23 protein-coding genes are annotated in these 25934 nt (G+C 72.9%); 15 read left to right on the top strand and 8 right to left on the bottom strand.

All coding sequences use genetic code 11. From position 1 onward, the window contains the following. The first annotated feature begins 132 nt into the window (after positions 1–132). A complete protein-coding gene (locus tag ACLBXO_RS16005) occupies positions 133–564 on the top strand; it encodes a helix-turn-helix domain-containing protein (RefSeq protein ID WP_447685956.1) in 432 nt (143 codons plus the stop codon). Positions 565–771: 207 nt separating this feature from the next. Then, on the top strand, positions 772–2379 hold the full coding sequence (locus ACLBXO_RS16000; RefSeq protein ID WP_447685955.1) for a putative bifunctional diguanylate cyclase/phosphodiesterase: 1608 nt from the start codon (positions 772–774) through the stop codon (positions 2377–2379). Positions 2380–2402: 23 nt separating this feature from the next. Here the strand turns inward: ACLBXO_RS16000 and ACLBXO_RS15995 are convergent, their stop codons facing one another. Further along, entirely contained in the window at positions 2403–3305 is a 903-nt protein-coding gene (locus ACLBXO_RS15995; RefSeq protein WP_447685954.1) for an MBL fold metallo-hydrolase, read from the bottom strand. A 297-nt stretch (positions 3306–3602) separates the two neighbouring features. On the opposite strand from ACLBXO_RS15995, the gene ACLBXO_RS15990 reads away from it, so the two are divergent. The 4 genes from ACLBXO_RS15990 (at position 3603) to ACLBXO_RS15975 (ending at position 6659) form a co-directional block, all read left to right on the top strand. Continuing rightward, positions 3603–4268 (top strand): SCO family protein, encoded by a 666-nt coding sequence (locus ACLBXO_RS15990; RefSeq protein WP_447685953.1) that lies wholly within the window; start codon positions 3603–3605, stop codon positions 4266–4268. Between the two features lie 88 nt (positions 4269–4356). After that, positions 4357–5946: a glucan biosynthesis protein gene (locus ACLBXO_RS15985; protein ID WP_447685952.1), complete on the top strand. Its 1590-nt coding sequence runs from the start codon at positions 4357–4359 to the stop codon at positions 5944–5946. Positions 5947–6040: 94 nt separating this feature from the next. Further along, positions 6041–6271, top strand: a complete 231-nt coding sequence (locus ACLBXO_RS15980; RefSeq protein ID WP_331318247.1) for a hypothetical protein — start codon at positions 6041–6043, stop codon at positions 6269–6271. Between the two features lie 4 nt (positions 6272–6275). Beyond that, positions 6276–6659, top strand: a complete 384-nt coding sequence (locus tag ACLBXO_RS15975) for a hypothetical protein (RefSeq protein ID WP_331318248.1) — start codon at positions 6276–6278, stop codon at positions 6657–6659. A 9-nt stretch (positions 6660–6668) separates the two neighbouring features. On the opposite strand, the gene ACLBXO_RS15970 is transcribed toward ACLBXO_RS15975, so the two are convergent. Continuing rightward, entirely contained in the window at positions 6669–6935 is a 267-nt protein-coding gene (locus ACLBXO_RS15970) for a DUF6894 family protein (protein ID WP_447685951.1), read from the bottom strand. A gap of 431 nt (positions 6936–7366) precedes the next feature. Between ACLBXO_RS15970 and ACLBXO_RS15965 the strand changes: the two genes are divergently transcribed. Beyond that, the gene (locus tag ACLBXO_RS15965) at positions 7367–7708 is read left to right on the top strand and encodes a DUF6894 family protein (protein WP_331318250.1); all 342 of its coding nucleotides are present in this window, start codon (positions 7367–7369) and stop codon (positions 7706–7708) included. Here ACLBXO_RS15965 and ACLBXO_RS15960 read toward each other — a convergent pair. After that, a complete protein-coding gene (locus ACLBXO_RS15960) occupies positions 7636–8355 on the bottom strand; it encodes a Crp/Fnr family transcriptional regulator (RefSeq protein WP_331318252.1) in 720 nt (239 codons plus the stop codon). The genes ACLBXO_RS15965 and ACLBXO_RS15960 overlap by 73 nt on opposite strands. 424 nt (positions 8356–8779) lie before the next feature. Here ACLBXO_RS15960 and rpoN point away from each other — a divergent pair, with 424 nt between their 5' ends. The 4 genes from rpoN to ACLBXO_RS15940 all read left to right on the top strand — a co-directional run bounded on the left by rpoN (position 8780) and on the right by ACLBXO_RS15940 (position 15099). After that, complete coding sequence (gene rpoN, locus ACLBXO_RS15955; RefSeq protein ID WP_447685950.1) at positions 8780–10354, top strand: RNA polymerase factor sigma-54; 1575 nt, start codon at positions 8780–8782, stop codon at positions 10352–10354. Positions 10355–10429: 75 nt separating this feature from the next. Beyond that, positions 10430–11806, top strand: a complete 1377-nt coding sequence (gene glmU / locus ACLBXO_RS15950; protein ID WP_447685949.1) for a bifunctional UDP-N-acetylglucosamine diphosphorylase/glucosamine-1-phosphate N-acetyltransferase GlmU — start codon at positions 10430–10432, stop codon at positions 11804–11806. Positions 11807–11952: 146 nt separating this feature from the next. Then, complete coding sequence (gene glmS, locus ACLBXO_RS15945; protein ID WP_447685948.1) at positions 11953–13779, top strand: glutamine--fructose-6-phosphate transaminase (isomerizing); 1827 nt, start codon at positions 11953–11955, stop codon at positions 13777–13779. 168 nt (positions 13780–13947) lie between these two features. Next, entirely contained in the window at positions 13948–15099 is a 1152-nt protein-coding gene (locus ACLBXO_RS15940; RefSeq protein WP_331318256.1) for a M20 family metallopeptidase, read from the top strand. Between the two features lie 153 nt (positions 15100–15252). On the opposite strand, the gene ACLBXO_RS15935 is transcribed toward ACLBXO_RS15940, so the two are convergent. After that, positions 15253–16383 carry a serine hydrolase domain-containing protein gene (locus tag ACLBXO_RS15935; RefSeq protein WP_447685947.1) on the bottom strand — a complete coding sequence of 377 codons (1131 nt, stop codon included), beginning with the start codon at positions 16381–16383 and terminating at the stop codon, positions 15253–15255. 426 nt (positions 16384–16809) lie between these two features. On the opposite strand from ACLBXO_RS15935, the gene ACLBXO_RS15930 reads away from it, so the two are divergent. Next, on the top strand, positions 16810–17214 hold the full coding sequence (locus tag ACLBXO_RS15930; protein ID WP_447685946.1) for a hypothetical protein: 405 nt from the start codon (positions 16810–16812) through the stop codon (positions 17212–17214). Further along, positions 17211–18677: a methyl-accepting chemotaxis protein gene (locus tag ACLBXO_RS15925; RefSeq protein WP_447685945.1), complete on the top strand. Its 1467-nt coding sequence runs from the start codon at positions 17211–17213 to the stop codon at positions 18675–18677. The genes ACLBXO_RS15930 and ACLBXO_RS15925 overlap by 4 nt, the downstream gene beginning before the upstream one ends. On the opposite strand, the gene ACLBXO_RS15920 is transcribed toward ACLBXO_RS15925, so the two are convergent. From ACLBXO_RS15920 to ACLBXO_RS15905, 4 genes are all read right to left on the bottom strand, one after another. Next, positions 18678–19670, bottom strand: coding sequence for an FAD:protein FMN transferase (locus tag ACLBXO_RS15920; RefSeq protein WP_447685944.1), 993 nt, complete (start codon positions 19668–19670; stop codon positions 18678–18680). Further along, complete coding sequence (locus tag ACLBXO_RS15915) at positions 19667–21784, bottom strand: 4Fe-4S binding protein (protein ID WP_447685943.1); 2118 nt, start codon at positions 21782–21784, stop codon at positions 19667–19669. The genes ACLBXO_RS15920 and ACLBXO_RS15915 overlap by 4 nt, the downstream gene beginning before the upstream one ends. 299 nt (positions 21785–22083) lie before the next feature. Beyond that, positions 22084–23091, bottom strand: a complete 1008-nt coding sequence (locus ACLBXO_RS15910) for a YVTN family beta-propeller repeat protein (protein ID WP_447685942.1) — start codon at positions 23089–23091, stop codon at positions 22084–22086. Further along, positions 23088–24332 carry an ABC transporter substrate-binding protein gene (locus ACLBXO_RS15905; protein ID WP_331318262.1) on the bottom strand — a complete coding sequence of 415 codons (1245 nt, stop codon included), beginning with the start codon at positions 24330–24332 and terminating at the stop codon, positions 23088–23090. The genes ACLBXO_RS15910 and ACLBXO_RS15905 overlap by 4 nt, the downstream gene beginning before the upstream one ends. Positions 24333–24549: 217 nt before the next feature. On the opposite strand from ACLBXO_RS15905, the gene pedF reads away from it, so the two are divergent. Then, positions 24550–24978 (top strand): cytochrome c-550 PedF, encoded by a 429-nt coding sequence (gene pedF / locus ACLBXO_RS15900; protein ID WP_447685941.1) that lies wholly within the window; start codon positions 24550–24552, stop codon positions 24976–24978. Beyond that, positions 24968–25828 carry a substrate-binding periplasmic protein gene (locus ACLBXO_RS15895; RefSeq protein ID WP_447685940.1) on the top strand — a complete coding sequence of 287 codons (861 nt, stop codon included), beginning with the start codon at positions 24968–24970 and terminating at the stop codon, positions 25826–25828. The genes pedF and ACLBXO_RS15895 overlap by 11 nt, the downstream gene beginning before the upstream one ends. The last annotated feature ends 106 nt before the right edge of the window (positions 25829–25934 follow it).

Raw genomic sequence — 25934 nt, 5'->3', positions numbered from 1 at the left:
ACAGCCAAGCCATGCGCGGGATGCAACTAGGACTTGCGCAACCTGTTGGTGCACTAAGCAGTTTTTGGTTGTGTTTTTTGCCGCGACTCTGAGTAAGTCGCCTTGATCCAGCGTGCTGAAGGTCTCCGTCCGATGTCGTCCTCTCCGAAGCCCAAATCCGCCACCGAGACCGATCGCTCGATCGGCGGCCGCATCGCGGCGCTGCGCGTTGCCCAGGGCCTGAGCCAGACCGACCTCGGTCAGGCCATCGGCGTCAGCTTCCAGCAGGTCCAGAAGTACGAGAAGGGGCGCAACCGCATCGGCGCCGGGCGACTCCAGGCCATCGCCGACCTGCTGAAGGTGCCGGTGGACACGTTCTTCGCCGACCCGCGGGACAGCGGCGGCGGGCGTGTCGGACCGGCGGCCCTGTTCGAGGATCCGAAGGTCCTGGAACTCGTGCTGGCCTTCACCAGCATCACCGACGAGACGACCCGCGGCGGGATCCTGTCGATCGTCAAGGCGGCCGCCGCCCTCCAGGAGAGCCGCACGGCCGCCGGGCGTCCGGACGCCGTCGACGAGGCGTGAGGGCGCAGGTCCAGTGCCGGGATGCGGAAGGTATCGACGTCGCGGCCTGCGCACGTTCCACCCCTTCCGGGCCGGGCGGACGCCGTCGATCCGCGGGCGGCAGCGTTGGGGCGCGCCTTAATCCAAATTAAACCAAGACAAAGACCGGTAAAGATGTAGACAGGCTGCCGCGTCCGGGAGCTGTTTTACAGCGCGTGAGCGGACTGCATGTTTCGCGCTGACGTTGGAAACCGGGTCCTGACCATGCCGATCGAGACGTCGAAAGCTTGGGGCCGCGGCGAGCTGTACGAGACCCTGTGCCTGCTCGTGATCGGCGTCGGCATCTGGTTCGTCGGCGTCACGCTCGGGACCTTCGCGTCCCTCAACTCCTTCGTCGCCACCTACAATCTCACGGATCTCCTGCTGCTCGCCGCCTGCATGGGCGTGGCGCAGTGGGGCGCCAGCATCCGCAAGTCGATCATCCTCCGGCGGCTCATGCTCGAGCGCGCCGCCGCCGCCGCGCAGGCCGAAGCGATCGCCCGGCACGACGGCCTGACCGGCCTGGCCAACCGCCGCCGCTTCATCGACGCCGTGGAGCGGGCGCACGCGCCGGGCGCCGCGGACGCGGCGGTGCTCCTCATCGATCTCGACCGGTTCAAGCCGGTCAACGATCTCTACGGCCACGCGGCCGGGAACGCGGTCCTGTGCGCCGTGGCCGAGCGCCTCCAGCAGCTCGTGCCGGCGGGTGGCCTGGCGGCCCGTCTGGGCGGCGACGAGTTCGCCATGCTGGTCCCGCTCCGCTACGAGAGCGAGGCGCTGACGCGCCTCGCCCAGGCGGTCATCGCCCGCATCGCCGAGCCGGTGACGTGGAACCAGACCGACCTCAAGGTCGGCGCGACGGTCGGCGTCGCCGCGGTGTCGGCCGAGCACGGGGATGCGGACGCGATCCTGCACGCGGCCGACCTCGCCATGTACCAGGGCAAGAAGGACGGGCGCGGCAACTTCCGGTTCTTCCGCAGCGCCATGGACGCGGAGCTCCGCGCCCGCGCCCGCATGGAGACGGAACTCCGCGGCGCCATCGAGACAGGCGCGATCGAGCCCTTCTACCAGCCGGTGGTGTCGCTCCCCGAGAAGGAGATCGTCGGCGTCGAGGTCCTGGCACGCTGGCGCCACCCGACGCGCGGGCTGGTGGGCCCGAGCGAGTTCATCCCGGTGGCCGAGGAGACCGGGATGATCGCGGATCTCAGCTATACGCTGATCCGCCGCGCCTGCCTGGATGCCCGGGCCTGGCCGCCCCACCTGATCCTCGCGGTGAATATCGCGCCGCAGCAGTTCCAGGACGCGTGGCTCGCACAGCGGATCCTGGGGATCCTGACCGAGACCGGGTTCCCGCCGCAGCGCCTGGAGGTCGAGATCACCGAGAGCGCCCTGATTCAGGACCTGGAAGCGACCCGGACGACCCTGCTGTCGCTGCGCGAACTCGGCGTGCGCATCGCGCTGGACGATTTTGGAACCGGCTATTCCAGCCTGTACCACCTGCGCGAACTGAAGTTCGACAAGCTTAAGATTGACCGCAGCTACGTCGACGCCATCACGATGAGCGATGAGCGGGCGAAGCTGGTCGACGCCATCATCAAGCTCGGGGCGAGCCTCGGCCTCTCCACCACCGCCGAGGGAATCGAGACCGATGCCAGCCTCGACTGGCTCTCCGACCAGGGCTGCCATTTCGGCCAGGGCTACCTGTTCGGCCACGCCATGCCCAAGGCCGAGATGGACGGCGTGCTCGCCGCCGCGCGTGTCCCGGCACCGGTCCAGGATCTCGCGCGGGCCTCGTGACGCGTCGGGCGCGGCCGCGCCGGTCAGCGCGGCGCCCGGTAGGCGGAGCCGTCGGCGGCACCGAGCGGGTGCTCCACGAACCGGCCCGTCTCCGGGACCGCGACCCGGTCGAAATTTCCCGCCAGGGCGTCGAGGGCGCGGCGCATCTCGGGTCCCTGGAGCGGCCGGCCGTGTCCGGTGATGACCCGCTCCGGGGCGAGCGCGGCGAGCGCCCGCACGGACGCGCGCGCCGCCGGCCAGTCGATCGTCAGGTACATCGGCGGTCCGTGCAGCTCCGGCGCCTGCGTCGCGACCGCGTAGGCGGATTCCTGGGCCGTGGTGATGAAGGCGTCGCCCGCGATCAGCGTGCTGTCGGCCGCGCGCCAGAGCGCGACGTGGCCGGGCGCGTGGCCCGGCGTGTGGATCCAGCGCCAGCCGGGCAGTGGCGGCACCGAGCCGTCCTCCGGCAGGACGCGCAGCCGCCCGGAGACGTCGACGGGGCGGGTGGGGAACAGCGGCGAGAGGCGGCCCAGGAGCCCGCCGCCGACGCTCGGATCCGGCGTGGGGTAGGCGGCGCTGCCGTCGAGGTAGGGTCGCTCCAGGGCATGCGCGTAGACCGGGGCGTCCCATTCCTCCGCGAGGTCCTCGAGAACGCCGACATGGTCGAAATGGCCGTGGGTCAGGACGATCGCGGCCGGCCGGGCCTCGGCGCCGAAGCGGGCCCCGGCGGCGGCCTGGATCCCGCGCTTGGCGCCCATCACGCCGGCGTCGACCAGGACCCAGCCCCGGTCGCCCGCGCCGGGCGCGCCCACGAACACGACGTTGACCAGGACGTGGCGCTGGTAGGCGACGTCGTCGGCGATGGCGTGGGTGGCGTCGTCCCGCTCGGCGTCGCGGCGGGGATCGTCGGCCCGGGCCTGCGGGTCGACGGGGATCTGCTGGGCCATCGGCTGCGGCTCCCGTACTGGGTTGCGGAAGGAGCGGTCGGGCGCGCGGCCCGGCCGGAGCCCGACGGGATCGCCCGATCCCGGCGCGGCCGCTCGTGTCCCGGCGCCGCACTGCGCGAGCGCCCGTATCGTGGCCAACCGGCCTTTGCCGGGCGTGTTCCTGAAGCCGAACCCGGCGCTGGTCCCGGCTTACTTCTAGGCCCCGACCGGCGCGCCGCGGCCTCACGCCGGTCGACACGGACCCCATATTGGCCGCATCGCTACCGTCCGCTTCGACGCGCCGTCGCAGGTCACAGCATGGCACCGAGCCCGCTCGCCCTCATCGCCTCCGCCGCCCTCATCGCCGTGGTCGCCACCGGCACCGGGGCGATCGTCCTCCAGCAGGGCTCGCGGTTCAGCCATCCCCGGAAGGTCGGCGGGCCGTTCACGATGGCGGATCTCGACGGCCGCCCGGTGACGGAGGCCGATCTCCGCGGCAAGCCTTCGGTCCTGTTCTTCGGCTTCACCCACTGCCCGGACGTCTGCCCGACCACGCTCGCGACCCTGGCGTCGGCCCTCGGCCGGATGGGCCGCGACGCGGACCGCCTCAACGTCGTCTTCGTCACCCTCGACCCGGAGCGGGACACGCCCGACACCCTGCGGGCGTACCTGGCCTCGTTCGACCCGCGGATCCGCGGCTTCGTCGGCACGCCGCAGCAGGTCGCCCGCATGGCCGACGCCTACCACGTCGCCTACAAGCGCGTGCCGACCAAGGACGGCGACTACACGATGGAGCATTCCGCCACCGTGGCGCTGTTCGACAGGACCGGCCGCATGGTCGGCGAGATCGGCTACGGCGAGGACGAGGCCAACACCTTCGCAAAGCTGATCACCCTGGCGCTGCCGGGGCAGTGCCCGCCGGGGGGCGGCGCCAATCTCTGGACGACCGACGGCAGCACCGGCAGCTGCGGTCCGCGGAGCTGAGCCGCGGCCCGGGAAATTGCGCCGCAACGCCGGCGTGGCTAGAGGGCGGCGCGGGTCGCGAGGCCCGGCCGAAACCGGGGGTTCCTGCTTGATCACGCGCCGCGTCCTCACCGCCATCGGGCTCCTCGCCCTCGCGCCGTATCCCGGCCTCGCCCGGGCCGCCGGCGGCGGGCCGCGCCTGGCGTCGCCCGAGCCCATGGATCTCGACCGGCTGAAGGATCTCGCCCGGGCGCTGCGGGATCGGCCCTACGCGCCCCCGCCGGAGGCTCCCGCCTCGGCGGCCCTCGACGCCCTGACCTACGGGCCGCTCCAGGAGATCCGCTACCCGCCGGGCCACGCCCTGTTCGCCGACAGCCCGTACCCGGTGACCTTCTTCCACCTCGGCAACTTCTTCCGCCATCCCGTGAAGGTCTACGCCCTGGAGGGCGGGCAGGCCCGCGAGGTGCTCTACAGCCACGACCTGTTCACCTACCCGCCGGGCAACCCGGCCAAGGACGTTCCGGACGGGGCGGGCTTCGCGGGGTTCCGGTTCCAGAAGGCGCCCGCCGGGCAGCCGGGCGACGACGGCGACTGGCTGGCCTTCCTGGGCGCGTCGTATTTCCGCGCTGCCGGGGACGGCGCCCAGTACGGCGCCTCGGCCCGGGGCATCGCGATCGACACGGCGCCGGGCCCCGGCAAGACCGAGGAATTCCCGGTCTTCACCCGGTTCTACGTGAGCCCGGCCTCGGACGGCGCCGTGACCGTGCTGGCGCTCCTGGAGGGCCGGAGCCTCACCGGCGCCTATCGGTTCGTCGCCCGGAAGGAGCCGCACGTCGTCATCGACGTCGCCTGCACGCTCTATATGCGCGCGGCGGTGGAGCGGTTCGGCATGGCGCCCCTGACCTCGATGCTCTGGTACTCGGAGGGCATGAGCCGCTTCCTCGCGAGCGACTGGCGGCCCGAGGTGCACGATTCCGACGGCCTGCTGATGCAGACCGGGGCCGGCGAGCTGATCTGGCGGCCGCTCAACAACCCGCCACGCCTCAGCGTCAGCGCCTTCGCGGACCGGTCGCCGAAGGGCTTCGGCCTGCTCCAGCGCGACCGCGCCTACGAGAACTACATCGACGACGGCTTCGAGGAGAACCGTCCCGACATCTGGGTCGAGCCGCAGGGCGACTGGGGCCGCGGCAGCGTCCAGCTCGTGGAGATCCCGACCCATCAGGAGACCGATGACAACATCGTCGCTCTCTGGGTGCCGGACGACGCGCCGCGGGCCGGGTCGGACTGCAGCTTCGCCTACCGGCTGCGCTGGACCGTCAAGGAGCCGGTCGCCACCGACCTCGCCCGGTGCGTCGCGACCCGGGCCACCAAGGCCGCGTGGCTCGCGGATGCCGACAGACGCCCGGGCCGGGCCAACCTCGTGCGGCAGTTCGTGCTGGAATTCGAGGGCGCGGCGCTGTCGGGCCTCGATCCCGAGAAGGCCACGGTCGCGCTCACCCTGTCGCGCGGCAGCGTCGAGGAAGTCGGCGCCACCTGGGCGCCCTACGGCAAGCCGAGCCCCTGGCGGGTCTTTCTCAAGGTCTACGCCGAGGGTCCGGATCCGGTAGAGATGCGTCTACAGCTGAGATCCGGGGAAAGGCTGCTCTCGGAGACCTGGGCCTACCAGTACTATCCGGAGGCTCCCGGCACGGTGCTGTGAGCGGCGGGCGTCGCCGGACGGCCGGTCGCCCGAAATCCGTCCGGCTCCGCGCGGTTCCGCCTCGGACCAGCCCCTCGTCGCATCGGAGACCGCCATGACCGGCGAGACACCGCACGGCCCGCACCTCCCGGAAGTGCTGACGCGGCTCCTCAAGGCGCCCCGGGCGGCGATCTGGCCGACGCCGGAGGATCGGAATCGCCTCCGGCCCGGCCGGTCGCGACCGCGGCAACCGAGCCGCGCCGTCCTGGGTGTCTGGATCTGGGCGATCCTCTACAACGTCATCGGCTTCGCGATCCTCGCGGCCCTGTGGTGGACGATGCGCTGACCCGATGAGCCGACACGCCCTGATCCCCCGCCGAACAGCCCGCGCGGCAACTCTCGCGGCGGCCCTCCTGCTCGGCCCGGCCCTGCGGCCCGGCGCGGCGCAGAGCCCCGGCGACGCGCTCAACGCGGATGACGGCACCGGGGCGGTCAAGGTGTGCTCGCCCGTGGCGATGCCGCGCTGGCGGTCCATGACACCGGTGCCCAAGACCTGGACCTTCCTGGACTGCATGGGCTTCGCCGGCGAGATGGGCGCGACCCACTTCCAGCTCGGCTGCCTCTTCGGCAACGTCACGCCCCACGCCCAGAAATACGCCTGGGGCGCGATGGTGCCGATCGAGAAGTCGGCGATGGCCAAGGCGCAGCCGCCGATCCCGAATTGCGGCTGGTAGGGCCCGCGCTCAGCCGCCGGAGCCTCGCCAATCCAGGTCGAGGGTGAGGCGGGCACGGAAGACCGTGCTGCCGGTGGCGTCGCGGACCCGCGTCTCGAGCACCACGCCGGCATCGCCGGGGGCCGGCCGAGTCGCCCGGACGCGGAGCCGGTCGTGCACGGCCTCGATCAGGGCCTCGGTTGCCGACAGGCACGCCTCGTGGCGGTCGGCGAAGAAGAGACCCTCTTCGTCGACGGACAGACCGCTTTCGTCGGTGAAGTCGGTGAAGTAGCGCACGGCGCAGAACCTCACGGCCAGACGATGAGCGTGCGCCGCGACCTGAGCGCTGTCGTTAACCTGTGTGTGGACACCGACTCCGCCTCGCGCGACCGGCCGCCGGGTCCCCGTGTCGCGGCGGCCGCACGGAGAACGCGGTCACCCGGCCCGTGATCCGGCCGCGCCGGTTCGACACGGATGCGCGCGGACATCGGTCGCGGGCGCGGCCGGCGCCGTGCGGGCCAGCGGCACCCTGCCCGAAAGTACGATATGGCCCGCACCGTCGAACCCGTACGCGTCGGCGGCCGGGACGCCGCGTCCGGACCTCGTGCGCCCTGCCTTTCCCGGCGGACACTCGGAGGCCGCGTCCCGCGCGGCTCCCGCGCGGCGTGGTTCACGCCGATCCGACAACCCGCACGGGACCGCGACGCCGTTCCCGGTGGGCGCCGGCGATGCGTCTCCGGCGGAGGGGCCCTGCGCCCGCCGAACCTCGAAGGGGATGTGACCTGCCCCGCTTCTTCCTCAACGTCCGGCGCCGCGGCGCGCTGATCGCCGATCGGGAAGGCGACGAACTGCCCGACCGCACCGCGGCCGAGCATCTCGCCCACGACATCCTGCGCGAGATGCGGCGCCTGCCGCACGTCTACGGCGCGCCGCGCGACTGGCGCGCCGACACCTTCGTGATCACCGACGAGGCCGGCACCGTCGTGGCCGAGGTGCCCTACGCCAGCGCGCTCCGAGGGCGGCGCAGCGGGCCGATCAGGCGCTCGTACTCGGCCTCGGCCGGGCCGTAGGTCTGACCGGCCGCCTGCTCCAGGCGCGCGCGGCTCAGGACCCGGATCCGCCCGCGCCGGGCCCGGATCAGGCCGGCGCCCTCCAGGGTGTGGATCGCGACCGTCACGGTCGGCCGGCGCACACCGAGCATGATCGACAGGAACTCGTGCGTCACGGCCAGGTCGTCGCCGTCCTGCCGGTCGTGGTACATGAGGAGCCACCGCGCGAGCCGCTCCTCGGCGGGCGCGCCCGCGTTGGCGATCGCGGTCTGTGCGACCTGGACCAGGAACGTCTGGACGTAGCGCAGCAGCAGGTTGCGCAGCGACGGGCTGGATTTCAGGGCATCGCGCAGGGCCGGCACGGAGATGCGGCGCCCCCGACCGGCGACCTGCATGAAGATCTGGTAGGGAATCGTGTCGGTTCCGAGCAGCAGCGCCGGTGCGGCCATGCCGTCGCGACCGAACAGCCCGACCTCGATGCGGCCGCCCTGGGCGAGAGTCGACACCACGGAGCACAGGCCGGTGTCGATGAAGACCGCGTGCGGGATCGTGGCGGCCGGCTCGACGAGCACCTTGCCGAGGGGAAGATCGATCGCCTCGAGATGAGGTCCGAGCAGCGCGCCATCCGCCTCGGATAGGGCAGCCAGGAGGCGGTTCTGATGCGGCATCGGCAAACGCGTACGCGGAAATCGACATCCGCGCCGCGGGTCTGGTGCGGGAACCGCGGCGCGCCCCGAGCCATGCTCGGATCAACACGCAATAGCGAGCGGATATTGCAGCTAGCTGGCGAAGGGTCTGGAACCAGACAAAGGAATGCCGGCGATTTTCGGATGTCCTGGCGAGCGGGCGCGGACGAATGCGCAAACCTTTCTTTAAGATCTGCCTTCAGACTGCGGGGTGGACGATCCGGATGTGGCCTGTGCGCCACGGGCTCGGCAGCGCCGCGCACTTGCCAACACCTGCGTGCGCGGGCGCGCTTTGACGCGCGGGCCGGATCGGGCTACAGAGAGCGCTACGGAACAAGCAAGAACCATGCCGTGAGCAGCGTGGCTCCGGCTGGCGAACCGCGCCGGAAGGGCATCGGGGCCTCGCATGAGTTTGGTGCAACGGCTGGAAGTGCGTCAGGGCCAGGCCCTGGTGATGACGCCGCAGCTCCTGCAAGCGATCAAACTTCTGCAGCTGTCGCAACTGGATCTCGCGGCGTACGTCGAGGCCGAGCTGGAGCGCAACCCGCTGCTGGAGCGCGCCGAGCCGGACCTGCCGGGCGCGGGCGAGGCGGCCGAATCGAGCGGCCACGGCGAGGAGGCGGGGTCGGACGGCTTCGAGGGGCCGGAGCCCGAATCGTGGCTCTCGGCCGACCTCAACCCGAGCCGCGGCGAGATCGAGAGCGACTTCGACACGCGCCTCGACAACGTCTTCCCCGACGAGATCCCCGTCCAGGCGCGCGAGGCGGGCGGGGGCGACATGCTCTCGCTGACGCCGCCGCCCTACGGCAGCACCGGCGGGAGCTTCGACTCCGAGGCGCCCGATTTCGAGGCGACCCTCACGGCCGAGACCTCGCTGCGCGAGCACCTCGCGGGCCAGCTCGACCTCGCGACCCGGGATCCGGCCGAGCGGCTGATCGGCGGCTTCCTGATCGACGCCGTCGACGAGGCCGGCTACCTGCGCGAGACGGTGGAGGGCGTGGCCGAGCGGCTCGGCGCCGACCCGGCCCTCGTCGGCCGGATGCTGGCGCTGGTCCAGACCTTCGACCCGCCCGGGATCGCGGCCCGCGACCTCGCCGAGTGCCTCGCGATCCAGCTCCGCGAGCGCGACCGGTACGATCCGGCCATGCAGGCGCTGGTCTCGCGGCTCGACCTCGTGGCCAAGCGCGACTTCGCGGCCCTGCGCCGGCTCTGCGGCGTCGACGACGAGGACCTCGTCGACATGCTGGGCGAGATCCGGCGCCTGGATCCGAAGCCCGGCCGGGCCTTCGGGTCGAGCGCTGTCGAGGTCCTGGTCCCGGACGTGTTCGTGCGCGCCGCGCCGGACGGCTCCTGGCTGGTCGAGCTGAACAGCGAGGCGCTGCCCCGGGTCCTGGTGAACCAGAGCTACTACGCCCGCGTCTCGCGCAACGCCGCCGCGGACGGCGACAAGGCCTTCCTGTCGGAGGCGCTGCAGAACGCCAACTGGCTGACCCGCTCGCTGGAGCAGCGCGCCCGCACGATCCTGAAGGTCGCCACCGAGATCGTCCGCCAGCAGGACGGGTTCTTCGTCCACGGCGTCACCCACCTCCGGCCGCTGAACCTCAAGACCGTGGCCGAGGCGATCGGCATGCACGAATCGACCGTCTCGCGGGTCACCTCCAACAAGGCCATCGGCACGAGCCGCGGGACCCTGGAGATGAAGTACTTCTTCACCGCGGCGATCCCCGGGGCGGCCGGCGCCGCCGCCCATTCCTCCGAGGCGGTGCGCCACCGCATCAAGCAGCTCGTCGACGGCGAGACGCCGGACGACGTGCTGTCCGACGACGCCCTGGTGCAGAAGCTGCGCGGGGAGGGCGTCGACATCGCCCGGCGCACCGTGGCGAAGTACCGGGAATCCCTGCGGATTCCGAGCTCGATCGAGCGCCGCCGGGAGCGCTTCGCCCACGGCTCGGGCCAGCACGTCGCCCTGGCGCTGCGCTGATCGGCCCGGACGGGGTTGCGCCAAGCGCCCGTCCGGCCCATCCGTCGTGGCCCTCGATCGACGCCTGGACCTGCGATGACCCCGACCGGAACGCCCTCGCGCAGCCTCACCGCCATCGTGCTCGCGGCCGGGAAGGGCACGCGGATGCGCTCGGACCTGCCGAAGGTGCTGCACCGGATCGCCGGCCGCAGCATGCTCGGCCACGTCCTGGCCGCCGTGCAGGCGGCGGGCGCGGGCCGGATCGCCGTGGTGGCCGAGCCCGGCCGCGACGACGTCGCCGTCGAGATCGCGCGGGCGGCCCCCGGCGCCCGGGTCTTCCCGCAGGCCGAGCGCCTCGGCACCGCCCACGCCGTCCTCGCCGCCCGGGAGATGCTGGCCGACCCCGACGACGACGTGGTGATCGCCTTCGGCGACACGCCGCTCGTCTCGGCCGACACCTTCCTGCGCCTCCGCGCGCCCCTGGCCGACGGCGCCGCGGTGGCCGTGCTGGCCTTCGAGACGGCGACGCCGACCGGCTACGGACGGGTGCTGACCGAGGGCGAGCGCGTGCTCGCCATCCGCGAGGAGAAGGACGCGAGCGCCGCCGAGCGGGCCGTGACCCTGTGCAATGCCGGGCTGATGGCGCTCGCCGGACGGCACGCCCTGGCGCTGCTCAACCGCATCGGCAACGACAACGCCGCCGGCGAGTACTACCTGCCCGACGCGGTGGCTCTCGCGGTCGCCGATGGGCTGCCCGTCACGGTCGTGCCCGTGGACGAGGCCGAGGCGCAGGGCGTGAACGACCGGGTGCAGCTCAGCGTCGCGGAGGCCGCGATCCAGGCGCAGCTGCGCCGAAGCGCCATGCTGGGCGGCGCGACTCTGATCGCCCCCGAGACGGTGTTCCTCAGCCACGACACGATGCTCGGTCGCGACGTGATCGTGGAGCCCAACGTGGTGTTCGGTCCCGGCGTGCGGGTCGCGGAGGGCTGCACCGTGCGGGCCTTCGCGCATCTCACCGAGACCAGCCTGGAGCGGGGCGTGAAGATCGGACCGTTCGTGCGGCTGCGCGGCCACGCCGTGCTGGAGGCGGGTGCGGAACTCGGCAATTTCGTCGAGCTGAAGAACGCCCGGATGGGGGCCGGCGCCAAGGCCGCGCACCTCACCTATCTCGGCGACGCGGAAGTCGGCGCCAAGGCCAATATCGGGGCCGGCACGATCACCTGCAATTACGACGGCGTGCTCAAGCACCGGACCACGATCGGTGCGGGCGCGTTCATCGGCTCGAACTCGGCCCTGGTCGCCCCCGTCTCGGTGGGGGAGGGCGCCTACGTCGCCTCGGGCTCGGTGATCACCGACGACGTGCCGGCGGACGCCATGGCCGTGGCCCGGGGCCGGCAGGCGGTGAAGCCGGGCTGGGCCAGCGAGAAGCGCGCGGCGCTTCAGGCCGAGAAGGCGCGGCGCGGGAAGGCGTGAGGCCGGGCACGCCGCGCGAGCGGGGCTGGCCCTGCGCCGTCCCGATCCGGTAGAAGTCCCGCTCGGCCCCGCACGGCGCGGGGCGGCCCGGACCTTGCGCACGACCTGCGCGCGGCCCTCCGGGCACGACAGCGAGAGACACTCCTATGTGCGGCATCGTCGGCATCGTCGGGCGCGACGCGGTGGCGGGGCAGGTGATCGAGGCCCTGCGGCGGCTCGAGTACCGCGGCTACGATTCCGCCGGCATCGCCACCCTGGAGCACGGCCGGCTGGCGCGGCGGCGGGCCTCCGGCAAGCTGGTCAACCTGGAGGCCAGGCTCGCCCAGGAGCCGCTCACCGGCACGATCGGCATCGGCCACACCCGCTGGGCGACCCACGGCCGGCCCAACGAGACCAACGCCCACCCGCACGCCACCAAGCGCCTCGCCGTCGTGCACAACGGCATCATCGAGAATTTCCGCGAGCTCAAGCAGGAGCTGCAGGCCGACGGCGTCGTCTTCGAGACCGAGACCGACACCGAGGTCGTCGCCCAGCTCGTCAGCCGCAACATGGACCGGCAGATGGGACCGGTGGAGGCCGTGGCCGCAGCCCTGCCGCGGCTCCGCGGCGCCTTCGCGCTGGGCTTCCTGTTCTCCGGCGAGGAGAACCTGCTGATCGGGGCCCGCCACGGCGCGCCGCTGGCGATCGGCTTCGGCGAGGGCGAGACCTATCTGGGCTCCGACGCCCTGGCGCTGGCGCCGTTCACCGACGCCATCACGTATCTCGACGAGGGCGACTGGGCGATCCTGACCCGGGGCGGCGCCGAGATCCGCGACGCGGCGGGCGCCACGGTCGAGCGCGCCCGGCAGAAGATCGCCACGCAGGCCTACCGGATCGACAAGGGCGAGTACCGCCACTTCATGGCCAAGGAGATCCACGAGCAGCCCGAGGTGGTGGGCCGCACGCTCGCCCACTACGTCGACATGGCGAACGGGCGGGTGGCGCTGCCCGAGGCGTTGCCCTTCGATTTCGCCAAGCTCAGCCGCGTCTACATCACCGCCTGCGGCACGGCCTACTACGCGGGCCTCGTGGCCCGGTACTGGTTCGAGCAGGTGGCGCGCCTGCCGGTGGAGATCGACGTCGCCTCCGAGGCCCGCTACCGCGAGGCGCCGCTCGAGAGGGACGGGCTGACGCTGGTGATCTCGCAATCGGGCGAGACCGCCGACACGCTGGCCTCCCTGCGCTACGCGACGTCGAAGGGCCAGCACACGCTGAGCGTGGTCAACGTGCCGACCTCGACGATCGCGCGGGAATCCTCCGTGGTGATGCCGACGCTGGCCGGGCCGGAGATCGGCGTCGCCTCCACCAAGGCGTTCTCGTGCCAGCTCACCGTGCTGCTGTGCCTCGCCATCGCGGCGGGCCGGGCCCGCGGCACCCTCGACGCGGCGGGCGAGCGGCGGCTGATCGACGGCCTGATCAAGGCGCCGGGCCTGATGGCCGAGGCGCTCACCCACGAGGCCGCGATCGAGGGCCTGGCCCGGGAGGTCGCGAAGGCGCGGGACGTGCTCTATCTCGGCCGCGGCACCAGCTACCCGATGGCGCTGGAGGGCGCGCTGAAGCTCAAGGAGATCAGCTACATCCACGCCGAGGGCTACGCGGCGGGCGAGCTGAAGCACGGGCCGATCGCGCTGATCGACGAGAGCGTGCCGGTGATCGTGATCGCGCCGCACGACGCGGTGTTCGAGAAGACCGTCTCGAACATGCAGGAGGTGGCCGCCCGCGGCGGGCGCATCGTGCTGATCGGCGACGCCAAGGGCGCGGCCGAGCACGGGCTCGACACGCTCGCGACCTTCACCATGCCGGCGCTCGACCCGACGGTGGCGCCGATCGTCTACGCGGTGCCGATCCAGCTGCTCGCCTACCACACGGCGGTGTTCATGGGGAAAGACGTGGACCAGCCGCGGAATCTGGCCAAGTCGGTGACCGTGGAATAGGCGCCGCCGATCGCACCCCCGTCCGGTCCGGAAGCGGCGGCGCCCTCGCGAGCGGCGCGCAGCGATCCATTCGGCGCCACGTTCACGGAGATCGCGCGACCCTGGGTTGCTTCGCTCCGCTCGCCAATACGGTCCCCGCAATCCCGTTCATCCCGGTACGAGGCCCCCATGACCGCCCATGACACCGACGTCCTCCGCTGGCTCGACGGGCAGGAGGGCGCGATGCTGGCGCTCCTCGAGGAGCTCGTGAACATCGATTCCGGCTCCTACGACAAGCCGGGCGTTGACGCGGTCGGCACCCGGATCGCCGAGTTCCTCGCCGGCCACGGCATCCCGGTCACGACGATCCCGGTGGACGGCTACGGCGACGCGCTGAAGGCGAGCGTGGCCGGATCCGGCGGCGGCAACCGTCCGGTCGTGCTCATGGGCCACCGCGACACCGTCTTCCCGAAGGGGGAGCCGGCGCGGCGGCCGTTCCGGGTCGCCGACGGCCGCGCCTACGGGCCCGGCGTCGCCGACATGAAGGCGGGCCTCGTGATGAACGCCTTCGTGCTGGCCGCCTACCACCGGGCCGGCGGCGCGCCGGTCCCGCTCGTCGGCCTGTTCACCAGCGACGAGGAGATCGGCTCGCCGGCCTGCCGGCCGATCATCGAGGAGACCGCCCGGGGCGCCCGCGCGGTGCTGAATTCCGAGCCGGGGCGGCCGACCGGCAACGTCGTCACCGGTCGCAAGGGCGGGGTGTTCATGCACCTCGAGGTGCTCGGCAGGGCGGCGCATTCCGGCGGCAACTACGCCGACGGGCGCAGCGCCATCCTGGAGCTCGCCCACAAGACGGTCGCGCTCCACGCGCTCACCGACCTCGACCGCGGCACCACGGTGAATGTCGGCCTGATCTCCGGCGGCCAGTCGGTGAACACCGTGGCGCCCCGGGTGACCTGCGAGATCGACCTGCGCTACGTCACCCCGCCCGACCGCGAGACCGCCATGGGCCGGATCGCCGCGATCGTGGCGGGATCGACGGTCCCCGACACCACCGCGCATCTCACCATCAAGGGCGAGTTCCTGCCGCTCGTGCAGGACGAGGCCTCGCGGGCGCTGTTCGAGACCTACGCAAGGGTGAGCGCGGGGGGCGGCAACCCCGTCACCGGCGAGTTCGCGGGCGGCTGCGCCGATTCGGGGTTCACCGCCAGCGTCGGCTGCCCCACGCTCTGCGCCGTGGGCCCGGTGGGCGGCAAGGCCCACTCGCCCGAGGAGTACCTTGAGGTGGGAAGCCTCGTGCCGCGGGCGCGCGCGATGGCCGAGACCATCGCGGCGCTCTGACGGCTCTGAGGCCGACCATCGCCGGCCCGGCCGCGCCGTAGCGGTCGCCGTCCCCGGGCGGGCGCTACGGCGCCGGACTGACCTGTCTATCCGAGCCGCGGGCGGCGGCCGATGCTCGGGAGCTGCGTCGATCACGTCCGGGGCCCGGCCCGCCTAGGGGCGCAGGGCCGCCACGAGGCGCAGCAGGAAGCCGTCGAGGGCCGCCTTGTCGATCCAGCGCAGGACCGCGACGAGGTCGTGCTCGGGGTCGCACCAGATCACGTTGTTGCCCGCCCCCAGGGCGCTGAACGCCGAGGCCGGCAGCTGCGGCCTAGCGGCCGCGCCGCGGTTCAGCCACCAGAGGTAGCCGTAGCTGTCGAGCGTCGGGGACGGCGTCAGCATGGCGCGGATCCAGCGCTCCGAGAGGAGCTGCCGCCCGTTCCAGGCGCCGCCGCGGGCCATGAGGAGGCCGAAGCGGGCATGGTCGTCGGCCCCGATGAACAGGCCGCCTCCCCAGTGGCCGCCGCCGGGGACCGACTGGACCCGCCCGCCCGCGATCGCGACCCAGGCCGTGTCGTAGCCGTGCCACGCCCAGTCGCGGGAGGCGCCGATCGGATCCATGATCCGCTCGCGGAGCACCTCCGGGAGGCCCCGGCCGAAGCGGCGCATCAGGCAGTACGAGAGCAGGTTCACCCGCACGTCGTTGTACTCGTAGTAGGTACCGGGGCGCCGCAGCGCCCGCGCCTCGCCCTTGCGGCTGTTGTCGGCACCCGGGCCGATCTGCCGGAAATGATCGACCTGATCGGACTTGCCGAACAGGGTCCCCTGCCACTCGCTCGACTGCTGCAGGAGGTGGCGCCACGTGATCGCGCCGTTGTGCGGCCCGTCGAGGAGCGGGTCGGGGACGCTGTCCCGCACGGGCGCGTCGACGTCGGGGATCAGGCCGTCGTCGTGGGCGAGGCCGGCCAGCACCGCGAGATAGCTCTTGGCGATCGAGAAGGTCATGTCGGGGCGGGCCGTGTCGCCCCAGGCGGCGACGCGCCGGCCGCCCTTCAGGATCACGCCCGCCGGGCCGCCGCGCGGGCGCACCGGCCCGTCGATGGCGCTCCAGGGCCCCGTCTCGTTCCACTCGACGATCCCGACGTAGCGCCCGTCGGGATAGTACAGGCTGCGCGGCCACGCGCTCTCGTGCGCCTCCGCGAAGGCCACCGCGTCCGCGAGCCGGCCGGCCTCGAGCCCCGCCGCGCCCGGGTCCTGCTCCGCCCAGACATCCGTCGGCCAGTACGGCCCGGTCGCTTCGGTCACGCGCGTTCTCCTGACGGCCTCCCGCCATCGCGGCCCATGCAGGGGCCGGGCCGGGGGAACCGGGCAGGTAGGGCGGTGATCCCGGACCGGCAGGGTTTGACACCATCGCCGCGTCGCCGGGGCGCTCGTCGTCTCCGCCGAAGATGTCGGAAGCCGAGGATCCGGCAGGGACCAGCGCGACCGCAGATCCCGGACAAATCTACCGCTATCCAGCGCCAATCATCGGTAATAAACCCGGATTTATTAGCGATCTCACAGATATATCAACACAATAACTCAAGCGTTTCACTGAATAAAGATCTGACGCGCGCCACCAGACGGTGCGGTATGCCGACCAGTCCAAATGCACGAAGATGCCTCGAAACTTTCCGTCAAGTGATTCGGGCGTATGGGATTTGCAAGTCCGAGTTCGGCGCTGCGAGAGACATGGCAGGAAGTATCGATGTCGGACGCGGGCAGCGGCGGGACGTGCCCCCGGTCTTGATCCGGGCGGCGCAAGGCCTGCTCGGCGGAATGATCGTCCTCGTCGTGCCCATCGCTCTGCTGGTCGTCCCACAATCCGAGTCCGTCGTCGTGGTCGGATCGCCCGGATCCGGCACGCCCGACCTCGCCCGGATCGTCGCCGCGGCGGGCGGCACGATCCTCAGCCTCGGCGGCCGGCCGTCCATCGTCGTCGCCCGCGCCGACGGCGGCGGATTCGCCCGGCGCCTCTACGGTGCGGGCGCCCGCCTCGTCCTCGACGGGCGCCTCGCCCGATACTGCGGCCGCTCCTCGGGGAGCGCCGACCTCACGTCTCGGCCCGGTCCGGGCCTCGGAAGGCCCGCCCCATGAACCACCTCGACGCGATCCGGCAAAGCTTCGGCCGCTGCCTCATCCCGATCCTCTGGGCCCACCTGCCCGCCATCGCCGGCACCGAGGCGCTGCTCGCCGGGGGTCTGCCGCCCCTGGCCCCGATCGCCGCCGCGGCGATCCTGGCCGGGACCGCGACAATCCTGTGGTTGAAGGACCCGATCGGGGCGGGCACCCGCATCGTCAGCGGGCTGGCCCTGATCGGCATGGCGGCGATCCTGCTCATCGTCTTCGCCGGCCACCCCTGGCAGATCGACATGCACATGTACTTCTTCGCCTGCTTGGCGGTGCTCGTCGGCTGGTGCGACTGGCGGGTGATCCTGGCGGCGACCGCGGCCACGGCCGTCCACCACCTCGCCCTCGACGTGGCGATGCCCGAACTGGTCTTCCCGGCACGCAGCACCGAGCTCGACCGCGTCGCGCTGCACGCGGTCATCGTGGTGATGGAGGCCGCGATCCTGATCTGGATCTGCCGGAGGACGGCGCACTCCTTCGCGGCGCTGTCCGACTCGGAGCGCGCGGCCCAGGCGCAGCTCGCCCGCGCCGGCGCGCTGGAGCAGGAGAACGCGGAGGCGCGCGCCGCCGTCGAGGCGGCGCGGCGGAGCGCGACCGAGCAGCTCGCCCGGACCTTCGAGACGACGGTCGGCGGGATCCTCGCGGAAGTGGCGGCGTCCGCGGGCGCGCTGCGGGCCAGCGCGGCCGAGATGGCCGGCACCGCCTCCGAATCGGCCGGCCGCTCCGCGGACGCCGCCGAGGCGGCCGGGACGGCGGCGCACAACGTCCGCGCGGCCGCGGCGGCGACGGATCGGCTCGGGGCCTCGCTCGCGGAGATCGGGCGCGAGGTGGAGGGCTCCGCCGACCTCGCCCGCGCCGCCGCCGCGGAGGCCGCCGACGCCGTACCCCTCGTCCAGGACCTGAGCGCCGCGGCCGAGCGCATCGGCGGCGTCGTGGCGATGATCGCCACCGTGGCCGGCCAGACCAACCTCCTGGCCCTCAACGCCACGATCGAGGCCGCGCGGGCCGGCGAGGCCGGGCGCGGCTTCGCGGTCGTCGCCGCCGAGGTCAAGGACCTCGCGGGCCAGACCGCCCGGGCCACCGCCGAGATCGGCGCCCAGGTGGAGCGGATCCAGGCCTCGACCCAGCGCGCCGTGACCGCCGTGAACGGCATCACCGGCCGCATCCGCGACATGAACGACCGCGCCACGCAGATCGCGGCCTCGGTGCGCGACCAGGGCGCCACCGCGGCCGACATCGTGCGCACCGTCGCGGAGGTCGCGGCCGGCACTGGCGCGGTCAGCACCACCATCGCGGCGGCGGCCAGCACCGTGGAGGCGACCGGCGCGACCGCCGGCAGCGTGCTGGCCTCGGCCTCGGCGCTGTCGGACGAGTTCGACCGCCTGGGCCGGGAGGTGGACGGCTTCCTGGCCTCCGTCCGCGCCGCCTGATCAGGCCTTCCCGGTGAAGCGCACGGTGCAGCCCGGACGGGCCGCGACGAGATCCGCGCCGCGCGCGGGGCCGAGGACCATGCAGGCGGTCGACAGGCCGTCGGCGACGAGCCCCGTCGGCGCGGTGACCGTCACCGACGACAGGGCGCGCGGCGACCGGCCGGTCGCCGGATCGAAGATGTGGTGATCGGCGCGGTCGTCCGAGAAGCTCATGTTGTAGTCGCCCGAGGTCGCGGCGAAGCCCGTGAACGGCGCGATGATCGCGGCGACTTCCCCGGGATGGCGGGGATCGGCCAGCCCGAGGCGCCAGGCCGCGCCGTCGGGATGCGCGCCGGCGGCACCGAACTCGCCGGTATCGACGAAGGCGTCGTAGATGCCGCGCGCCCGGAGCGCCGCCATGACCTGGTCGGCCGCGTAGCCCTGGATCAGGGCGTTCAGCGTCAGGGCCGTCCCGGGTTCCAGGACGATGCGGTCCGTCCCGACCCGCACGCGCCGCCAGCCGACCCGCGCCAGGGCCGCGCGCAAATCCTCCGCGCCGGGCCGCGCGCCGCGGGCGGCGGCCTGGGCCCAGACCGGCCAGAGCGGCTGGACGGTCGGGTCGAAGGCGCCGCCGGTCTCGGCCGCGAGGGCGAGCGCGAAGCGCAGCAGGGTGAGCAGGTGCGGGTCGGGCGCCTCGAGGGACCCGTCCCGATTGAGGCGGGCCAGGGCGCTGTCGGTCCGGAACAGGCTGGCGGCCGCCTCCACGGCGCGCATCGCCGCGAACCCGTCGCCGAGCGCGGCCTCGATCGCCGACGGGTCGGTCCCGGCGGCGGTCAGCGCCACGGTGGTGCCGAATGCGAGGCCGGCGCGGGTGCGCAGCACCAGCCCCCGCGACGCCGCGGAGGCGCGGAACGCCGCGACGCCGCCGAGCGCGGCCAGCCCCGCGGCCCCGACCAGGATCCGGCGCCGGGCCGGCGCGAAGCGAGCGGGCGCGAAGCGGACCGGCGCGCTCATCCGACGGTCACCGGCCGGGGCGCGGCGCGGCGGCCCCGCTTGCGCGCCACGACCTGCGGCACGCACTGCCCGGGATCGTGGATGATCGTCACGCATTCCATGCACTGGAAGCACTCGGCGTAGTCGACCCGGCCGGAGGGCGCGATGGCGCCGTAGCGGCAGCGGACCTTGCAGAGCTGGCAGGGCGAGCCGCACTCCGCCCGGCGCGGGATCCAGTCGAGGACCCGGACCCGCCCGAGGAGGGCGAGGGCGGCGCCGAGCGGGCACAGGTAGCGGCAGAAGCCCTTGTAGACGAACAGGTTGAGCACCAGCAGCCCGGCCGCGTAGGCGACGAACGGCCACGCCCGGACGAAGTACAGGGTGATGGCGGTCTTGAACGGCTCGACCTCTGAGAAGCTGTCGGCGAGCGGCGACCCCGCGGCGGCGGCGCCGAGGATACCGGCGAGAACGACGTATTTCAGCGACCGCAGCACCCGGTCGAGGCCCGGCGGCACCGCGACCGGGCGGATGCGCAGCGGCCGGGCGATCAGTGCCACGAGTTCCTGCAGCGCGCCGAACGGGCAGAGCCAGCCGCAGAACGTGCCGCGGCCCCAGGCGACCAGGGCGGCGAACGCGAAGGCCCAGAGCACCAGCGAGGGCGGGTCGTAGAGCAGGAAGGCGAGGTCGTGGGTGACCGTCGCGGCCCGCACGAGGCCGACGAGGGTCACGATCGACAGTTGCGCCTGCGCGTACCAGCCGACGAAGCCGAGGGTCAGCGCCAGGAAGCCGAGGCGGAAGAGGGTGAAGCGGCGCCCGTCCGCCACCAGCCCCCGCTGGCGGCTCAGGACCGCAACCAGCACCGCGAGCATCAGCCCGATCAGGGCGAGTTCGGGCGCCCGGGCGCGCCAGGGGTCGGTCCAGCTCGGCCCGTCATCCGGCCGGACCCGCGTGAACAGGTCGGCGGGCAGCGCGGTCTCGACCGTGAAGGTCCGGGCGATCTTCTCCGACAGGATCTGACCGCGCTCGCGGACGATCGTCTCGGTGAGCACCCAGGGGGCGGACGGGTCGAAGCCGGCGGCCTGGTCGATCCGAAGGATCGTCCAGGAGCCGGGCGGCAGGCCCTCGGCGAGGCCGGCCCCGCGGCGCTCCACCGCCATGTCCCGGGCATTCACGATCAGCCCCCCCTGGCCGATCGCCAGCCGGTCGGGGACCGCGCCGAGCACGAACCGGTCGCCAACCGGGTTCTCGGGCGCGTCGTCGGGCCCGGCGCTGACCACCATCACGGCGTGGTTGCCGGGGCCGAGCTCGCGCATCAGCGCGTCGTAGCGCGACGGCCCCAGCAGGTTGCGGCCGATCGAGGGCGGGTCCAGGGCGGCGGCGTACAGGTCGGTCAGCGCGGCGTCGGGTGGTCCCTCGTAGGGGTCCGCCGCGCCGGTGCCTCTGAAGGCCGCCGCGGCGTCGGCGTTCGTCACCGTCAGCCGCCGGACCCAACCGCGGGCGAGGAGGTCGGCCAGGGTGAGCGGCTCGTAGCGGTCCGGCTTCGCCTCGACCTTCAGCCCGACATTGGCCGCCCCGAAGCCGAGTTTCACGCGGGCGACCGCCAGCGCCGAGGCCAGGATCGACTGGTTGATCACCCGGGTCGAGGCGGTGGCCATGGAGATGCCGTCGACGGTGGTCTGGGGCGCGGCGCCGGCGGCCCGCGCGTTCGGCCGCCCGACCCGGATCGCCTGCCGGGCCGAGAGGCCGGCATACTGCTCGACGAAGGCGAGGAGCGGCTCCGGGCCGAGCCCCTCGAGGAAGACCGGCTCGTGGTGCGAGAGCACCGTCACGTCCCGGAAGGTGCCGTCCGGGGCGAGCGCGATCAGCAGGTCGGGCGGCGTGCCCCCGAAGCCGGGGATCGGCGCGAGGTCCACGGATTCGAAGGCGTAGGCGAAGACCTCGTAGGACCCGGCCTGCTGCTTCAGGATCGGCCAGACCGGGAGCCTGTCGTCCTTCTCGCCGACCACCAGCGGGGGCGGGAAGTGACGTTCGAGGCCGGCGCGGTCGAGCTGGCCCGCCTGGACTGGCCGGGTCGGTACGAGGAGGACGAGAAGGAGCAGCACGGCGCGGAGGAGCGTGCCGGCGCCCAGGCTCACCGCGGCTCGGCGCGCGCGCGGGCTGAGAGACACCCCGCTCCGCAGCGACCGCGCCTTATCCGTGCCTCCGCCCCGGGCCGCGTCGGTCACGCAACCGGGTCGACGGCGGAGGCCGGCGGCCGAGCGCGACGGGCCCCCTCTCCCGTGCGGGAGAGGGTCGGGGTGAGGGATCGGGACGTTCAGGATTGAGGACGCTGTCGACGTGCGGACCGGGAGAGCCTTCTCCCGATGCCGCAGGTCCCTCACCCTGTCCCTCTCCCGCACGGGAGAGGGGACCCGCGCTCCGGACTGCGGACGAGTCACGGCACCGCACCGGCGGCGCGAGCGTCCGTCGCCTGCGCCGAAGGCATCGGCCGCGCCGCCGCGCCCCAGGGGAAGCGGCCGACCTTCACGGTCTTGATCGGCCGGAACGTCGCGGCGTCGATCACCGTCACGTCGCCGGAGACGCCGTTGGTGGTGAAGAGCCGCGTGCCCGCCGCGTTGAGCGCGAGCTGCCAGACCCGCCGGCCGACCAGGATGTAGCTCTCCACCCGGTAGGTCGTCGTGTCCACCACGGCGACCCGGTCGGACGGCCCCAGCGCCACGAAGGCGTGGCGCCCGTCCTTCGACATCTGGATGCCCACCGGCTGGATCCGGTCGGCCGCGACCCCCTTCACGGCGAATGCGATGGTCGCGATCACCGTGCGGGTCGCGACGTCGATGACCGACACGGTGCCGCCGATCTCCGAGGAGGCCCAGAGCCGGGACCCGTCCGCCGTGAAGGCGGCGAAGCGCGGCCGCTGCCCGACCGGCGTCGCGTCCACGGCCGCGAGGGACCGCGTGTCGATCCAGTGGACCATGTTGGTCGTCTCGGAGGTCGTGACCGCCGTGCGCCCGTCCGGGCTCACCGCGACGCCCTCCGGCTCGATGCCGACGTCGATCTGCGCCAGCACCTTGCGGGTCTGCGCGTCCACCACCGTGGTGGTGGCGTTCTCCTCGTTGGCGATGAACAGCGTGCGCCCGTCCGGCGCCAGGGCGAACTGCTCCGGGTCTTCGCCCGAGGGCAGGTCGTGCCGGACCTGCCCGGTCTCCGGGTCGATCACCTGCACGGCGTCGGAATCGCTGGCGCAGACGTAGAGCGACCGCCCGTCCCGCGAGAAGGTCAGCCCGCGGGGCCGACGGCCGACCGGGAAGGTGCGCAGCACCTCCAGGCCGTCGCCGTCGATCACCGAGACGGTGTTGTCGCGCTCGTTCGTGACGAAAATCTCCTCGGCCCGCGCGGGGCCCGCGAGGCAGAGGAGCAGCGCGAGGGCGGCGGGCCGGCTCATCCGGATGTCCCCGTGAAGGCGCGGCAGGCACTCTCGGGCTCGTCGAGGCCGAGGGTATCGAGTTCCGTGCGGTGGTGGAGGAAGCCCTCGATCGGTGCCGTCGCGGTGACGGCCCCGGGCCAGAGCAGGAAGACCGGCTGGCGCAGCTGCCCGTCCCAGGCGCGGAAGCTCAGCGGGCGGCCCTTGAAGCCGCCGATCTCGAAGCCGGGCGCCGTCAGGGCGGCGCGGACCGTCGCGGGGTCGGTGCTGCGCGCCTTCACGGCCGCCTCGCCGACGGCGTGCACCGCCATCCAGCCGGCCCAGTCGACGGGCCGCATGGCCCGGCCGGCGAGCTTGCGGAACCGGCCCTGGAGCTGCACGGCGGCCCAGGCCTCGACGGGCCGCCCCCAGGCCGCCGGCACGAGGCCCTGCGTGCCGACGAGGGGCCGGGGCGAGGCGGTGTTGTAGTTGAGGCTCGCGCCGAACGCGCCGGCCTCGTCGGCCACCGCGACCACGTCGTGCTCGGGCCCGCGGGTCGGCAGGGCGAACTCGCGCAGGGCCGTGTCGCGGACGTCGCCGCCCTGCGGGTCGTAGCGCGTCTCGGAAACGATCCGCGCGCCGAACTTCCGCGCGCTGCGCCGCAGCGCCTCGGCGAAGAGCGCGTCCCCCGGTTCAGGACCGGTGACCAGCAGGATCCGGGACCAGCGCTTGAACGCCAGGAACTGCGCCAGCGCGTCGGCCAGCATGGCGCGGGACGGCAGGACGTGGAGCAGGTTCCTCCGGCAATCGGCGTCGCGCAGGCGCGTGTCCGGGGCGCCGATGTTGAGGAGCACACTGCCCTTCGCCTCCGGCAGGTCGGCGAGGGCGAGGACGTCGGCGGCCGGCGCGTTGAGCACCACGAAGCCGCGGTCGGGGAGATTCCGGAAGGCCTCGCGGATGTCGTCGCCCGGCGCGACGACCGTGGTGCCGAGGTCGAAGCCGAGGCCGAGGAAGCGGCCGGTGGCGTTGGAATCCCGCAGGCCGAGTTCCGCGCCCTTCGCCCCCTCGTCGTCGGGGACGGGATCCTCGTTGTTCAGCGGCACTGGTCGCTCGACCCGCCGCTCCAGGTAGCGGATCGTCAGGGGCGGGCCCGCCGGCGCGGGGGCGGCCCGCACCTGCGCGACCGGTGCCAGGGCCGCCAGCGCCGCCAGGACGACGGCGCGCCGCAGACCGGCCCATGGCCCGCCGCGCATCCCGGGCCGCCGCGCACCGGAGGACACCATCCCCGCCCGTCTCCTCCAGCCCCGCGCGTCTCGTCGTTGACCGGGAGTCTAGGAGCCCAGTTGTGCCCTCGGATATTGGACCAAGGTGCACAGACTCATTTTGATGCAGTGCAGCACAAGTCGTAATCGGCGATCATCTGGCTGATCCGTACCAAAGCATAATGGGTCTGCCGCCCGGTACTTGCTAACCGTCGTGCAACGAGGACGGGAGGGGCGGATGCGCACGATGAAGACGGCGGCGGGCGGCGTGCTCGCGGCGCTGGGCCTGGCCCTGGCCGCCGGCAGCGCCCTCGGGCACGGCGACGTGCAGCCCCAGCCGGTCAACACCGACGGCCTGAAGCCGCTGGGCGCCGAGTGGCTCGCCGAGAACCCCTACAAGGGCGACAAGCACGCCATCGCGATCGGCGCATCGGGCTTCAACCAGAACTGCGCCCGCTGCCACGGCCTGGAGATGATCTCCGGCGGCCTCGCCCCGGACCTGCGCTACCTGCCGCAGGGCAAGGAGGGCGACGAGTACTTCGTCGAGCGCATGAAGCACGGCGCCGTCATCAACGGCGTGACCAAGATGCCGGCCTTCGACGGGGTGATCTCGCAGGAGGGCCTGTGGGCGATCCGGAGCTACATCGAGTCGAAGCATGAGGAGTAGCGCTCGGCTCCTTCTCGCCTGCGGCCTGCTGATGGCCCTCCGGTTCCAGCCGGAGGCGGCCGCGCGGCCGCTCGACCAGGTCACGGCCGACGGGACGCTGCGGGTGGCGGTCTACGGCGACAACGCGCCGTTCTCCGAGGAGGAGAGGGGCAGGCCTCGCGGAATCGACGTCGATCTCGCCCGCGCGATCGCCGAGCAGCTGAAGGTGAAGCTCGACCTGCGCGTGGTCGATGCCGGCGAGAACGTCGACGGCGACCTGCGCCTGACCCTGTGGCGCGGCGACCTCGCCGGCACGCCGCTCGCCGACCTGATGCTGCACGTGCCCACCGACCGGCAGCTCGCCCTGCGCAACGAGCAGGTGTTCTTCACGGCGCCGTACTTCGAGCAGGAGATCGCCTTCGCGTACCGCAAGGGCGCGCTGGACGGCTTCGACAGCCTCGACGACATCGGCGACCGGAGCGTCGCGCTGGAGGGCACGGGCGCCGCCGACCTGATGCTGCTGACCGCCCAGGGCGGCCGCTTCCGCCCGAACCTGAAGCACTACAGGAGCTTCGAGGAGGCCGCGAAGGCCTACCTCGCCGGCGAGGCTCCGATCCTGGCCGGAACCCGCGCGGCGATCGAGGCGGCGCTGTCGGCCGCGAAGGCCCCGAAGGACGAGAACCCGATCGCCACGATCCCCTCGACGGGGCTGGTGAAGACCCGCTGGGAAATCGGCGGCGCGGTCAGGACCGATTCCCGCGACCTCGCCTACGCGGTCGGGGACGCGGTCGCGGCGCTGAACGCGGATGGCCGGCTCCGGGCGATCTGCGAGACCTACGGCGTCACCTACACGCCACCGAAGGGGTACTGAGCGCGTTCGTCATCGCGAGCGGAGTGAAGCGATCCAGACAGCGCGCCATCTTGGGATGCTGCGCCGTCCTGGGTCGCTTCGCTGCGCTCGCGATGACGGCAAGAGC

It is taken from the genome of Methylobacterium sp. C33D (genome assembly GCF_053345825.1).
This window is presented reverse-complemented; position numbering and strand designations above follow the sequence as displayed.

What these genes read in the sequence shown, in the direction of transcription:
- ACLBXO_RS16005 (WP_447685956.1), top strand. Translation starts at nt 133, where the DNA reads ATGTCGTCCTCTCCGAAGCCCAAATCCGCCACCGAGACCGATCGCTCG.
- ACLBXO_RS16000 (WP_447685955.1), top strand. Translation starts at nt 772, where the DNA reads ATGTTTCGCGCTGACGTTGGAAACCGGGTCCTGACCATGCCGATCGAG.
- ACLBXO_RS15995 (WP_447685954.1), bottom strand. Translation starts at nt 3,305, where the DNA reads ATGGCCCAGCAGATCCCCGTCGACCCGCAGGCCCGGGCCGACGATCCC.
- ACLBXO_RS15990 (WP_447685953.1), top strand. Translation starts at nt 3,603, where the DNA reads ATGGCACCGAGCCCGCTCGCCCTCATCGCCTCCGCCGCCCTCATCGCC.
- ACLBXO_RS15980 (WP_331318247.1), top strand. Translation starts at nt 6,041, where the DNA reads ATGACCGGCGAGACACCGCACGGCCCGCACCTCCCGGAAGTGCTGACG.
- ACLBXO_RS15975 (WP_331318248.1), top strand. Translation starts at nt 6,276, where the DNA reads ATGAGCCGACACGCCCTGATCCCCCGCCGAACAGCCCGCGCGGCAACT.
- ACLBXO_RS15965 (WP_331318250.1), top strand. Translation starts at nt 7,367, where the DNA reads ATGCGTCTCCGGCGGAGGGGCCCTGCGCCCGCCGAACCTCGAAGGGGA.
- ACLBXO_RS15960 (WP_331318252.1), bottom strand. Translation starts at nt 8,355, where the DNA reads ATGCCGCATCAGAACCGCCTCCTGGCTGCCCTATCCGAGGCGGATGGC.
- rpoN (WP_447685950.1), top strand. Translation starts at nt 8,780, where the DNA reads ATGAGTTTGGTGCAACGGCTGGAAGTGCGTCAGGGCCAGGCCCTGGTG.
- glmU (WP_447685949.1), top strand. Translation starts at nt 10,430, where the DNA reads ATGACCCCGACCGGAACGCCCTCGCGCAGCCTCACCGCCATCGTGCTC.
- glmS (WP_447685948.1), top strand. Translation starts at nt 11,953, where the DNA reads ATGTGCGGCATCGTCGGCATCGTCGGGCGCGACGCGGTGGCGGGGCAG.
- ACLBXO_RS15940 (WP_331318256.1), top strand. Translation starts at nt 13,948, where the DNA reads ATGACCGCCCATGACACCGACGTCCTCCGCTGGCTCGACGGGCAGGAG.
- ACLBXO_RS15930 (WP_447685946.1), top strand. Translation starts at nt 16,810, where the DNA reads ATGGCAGGAAGTATCGATGTCGGACGCGGGCAGCGGCGGGACGTGCCC.
- ACLBXO_RS15925 (WP_447685945.1), top strand. Translation starts at nt 17,211, where the DNA reads ATGAACCACCTCGACGCGATCCGGCAAAGCTTCGGCCGCTGCCTCATC.
- ACLBXO_RS15920 (WP_447685944.1), bottom strand. Translation starts at nt 19,670, where the DNA reads ATGAGCGCGCCGGTCCGCTTCGCGCCCGCTCGCTTCGCGCCGGCCCGG.
- ACLBXO_RS15910 (WP_447685942.1), bottom strand. Translation starts at nt 23,091, where the DNA reads ATGAGCCGGCCCGCCGCCCTCGCGCTGCTCCTCTGCCTCGCGGGCCCC.
- ACLBXO_RS15905 (WP_331318262.1), bottom strand. Translation starts at nt 24,332, where the DNA reads ATGGTGTCCTCCGGTGCGCGGCGGCCCGGGATGCGCGGCGGGCCATGG.
- pedF (WP_447685941.1), top strand. Translation starts at nt 24,550, where the DNA reads ATGCGCACGATGAAGACGGCGGCGGGCGGCGTGCTCGCGGCGCTGGGC.
- ACLBXO_RS15895 (WP_447685940.1), top strand. Translation starts at nt 24,968, where the DNA reads ATGAGGAGTAGCGCTCGGCTCCTTCTCGCCTGCGGCCTGCTGATGGCC.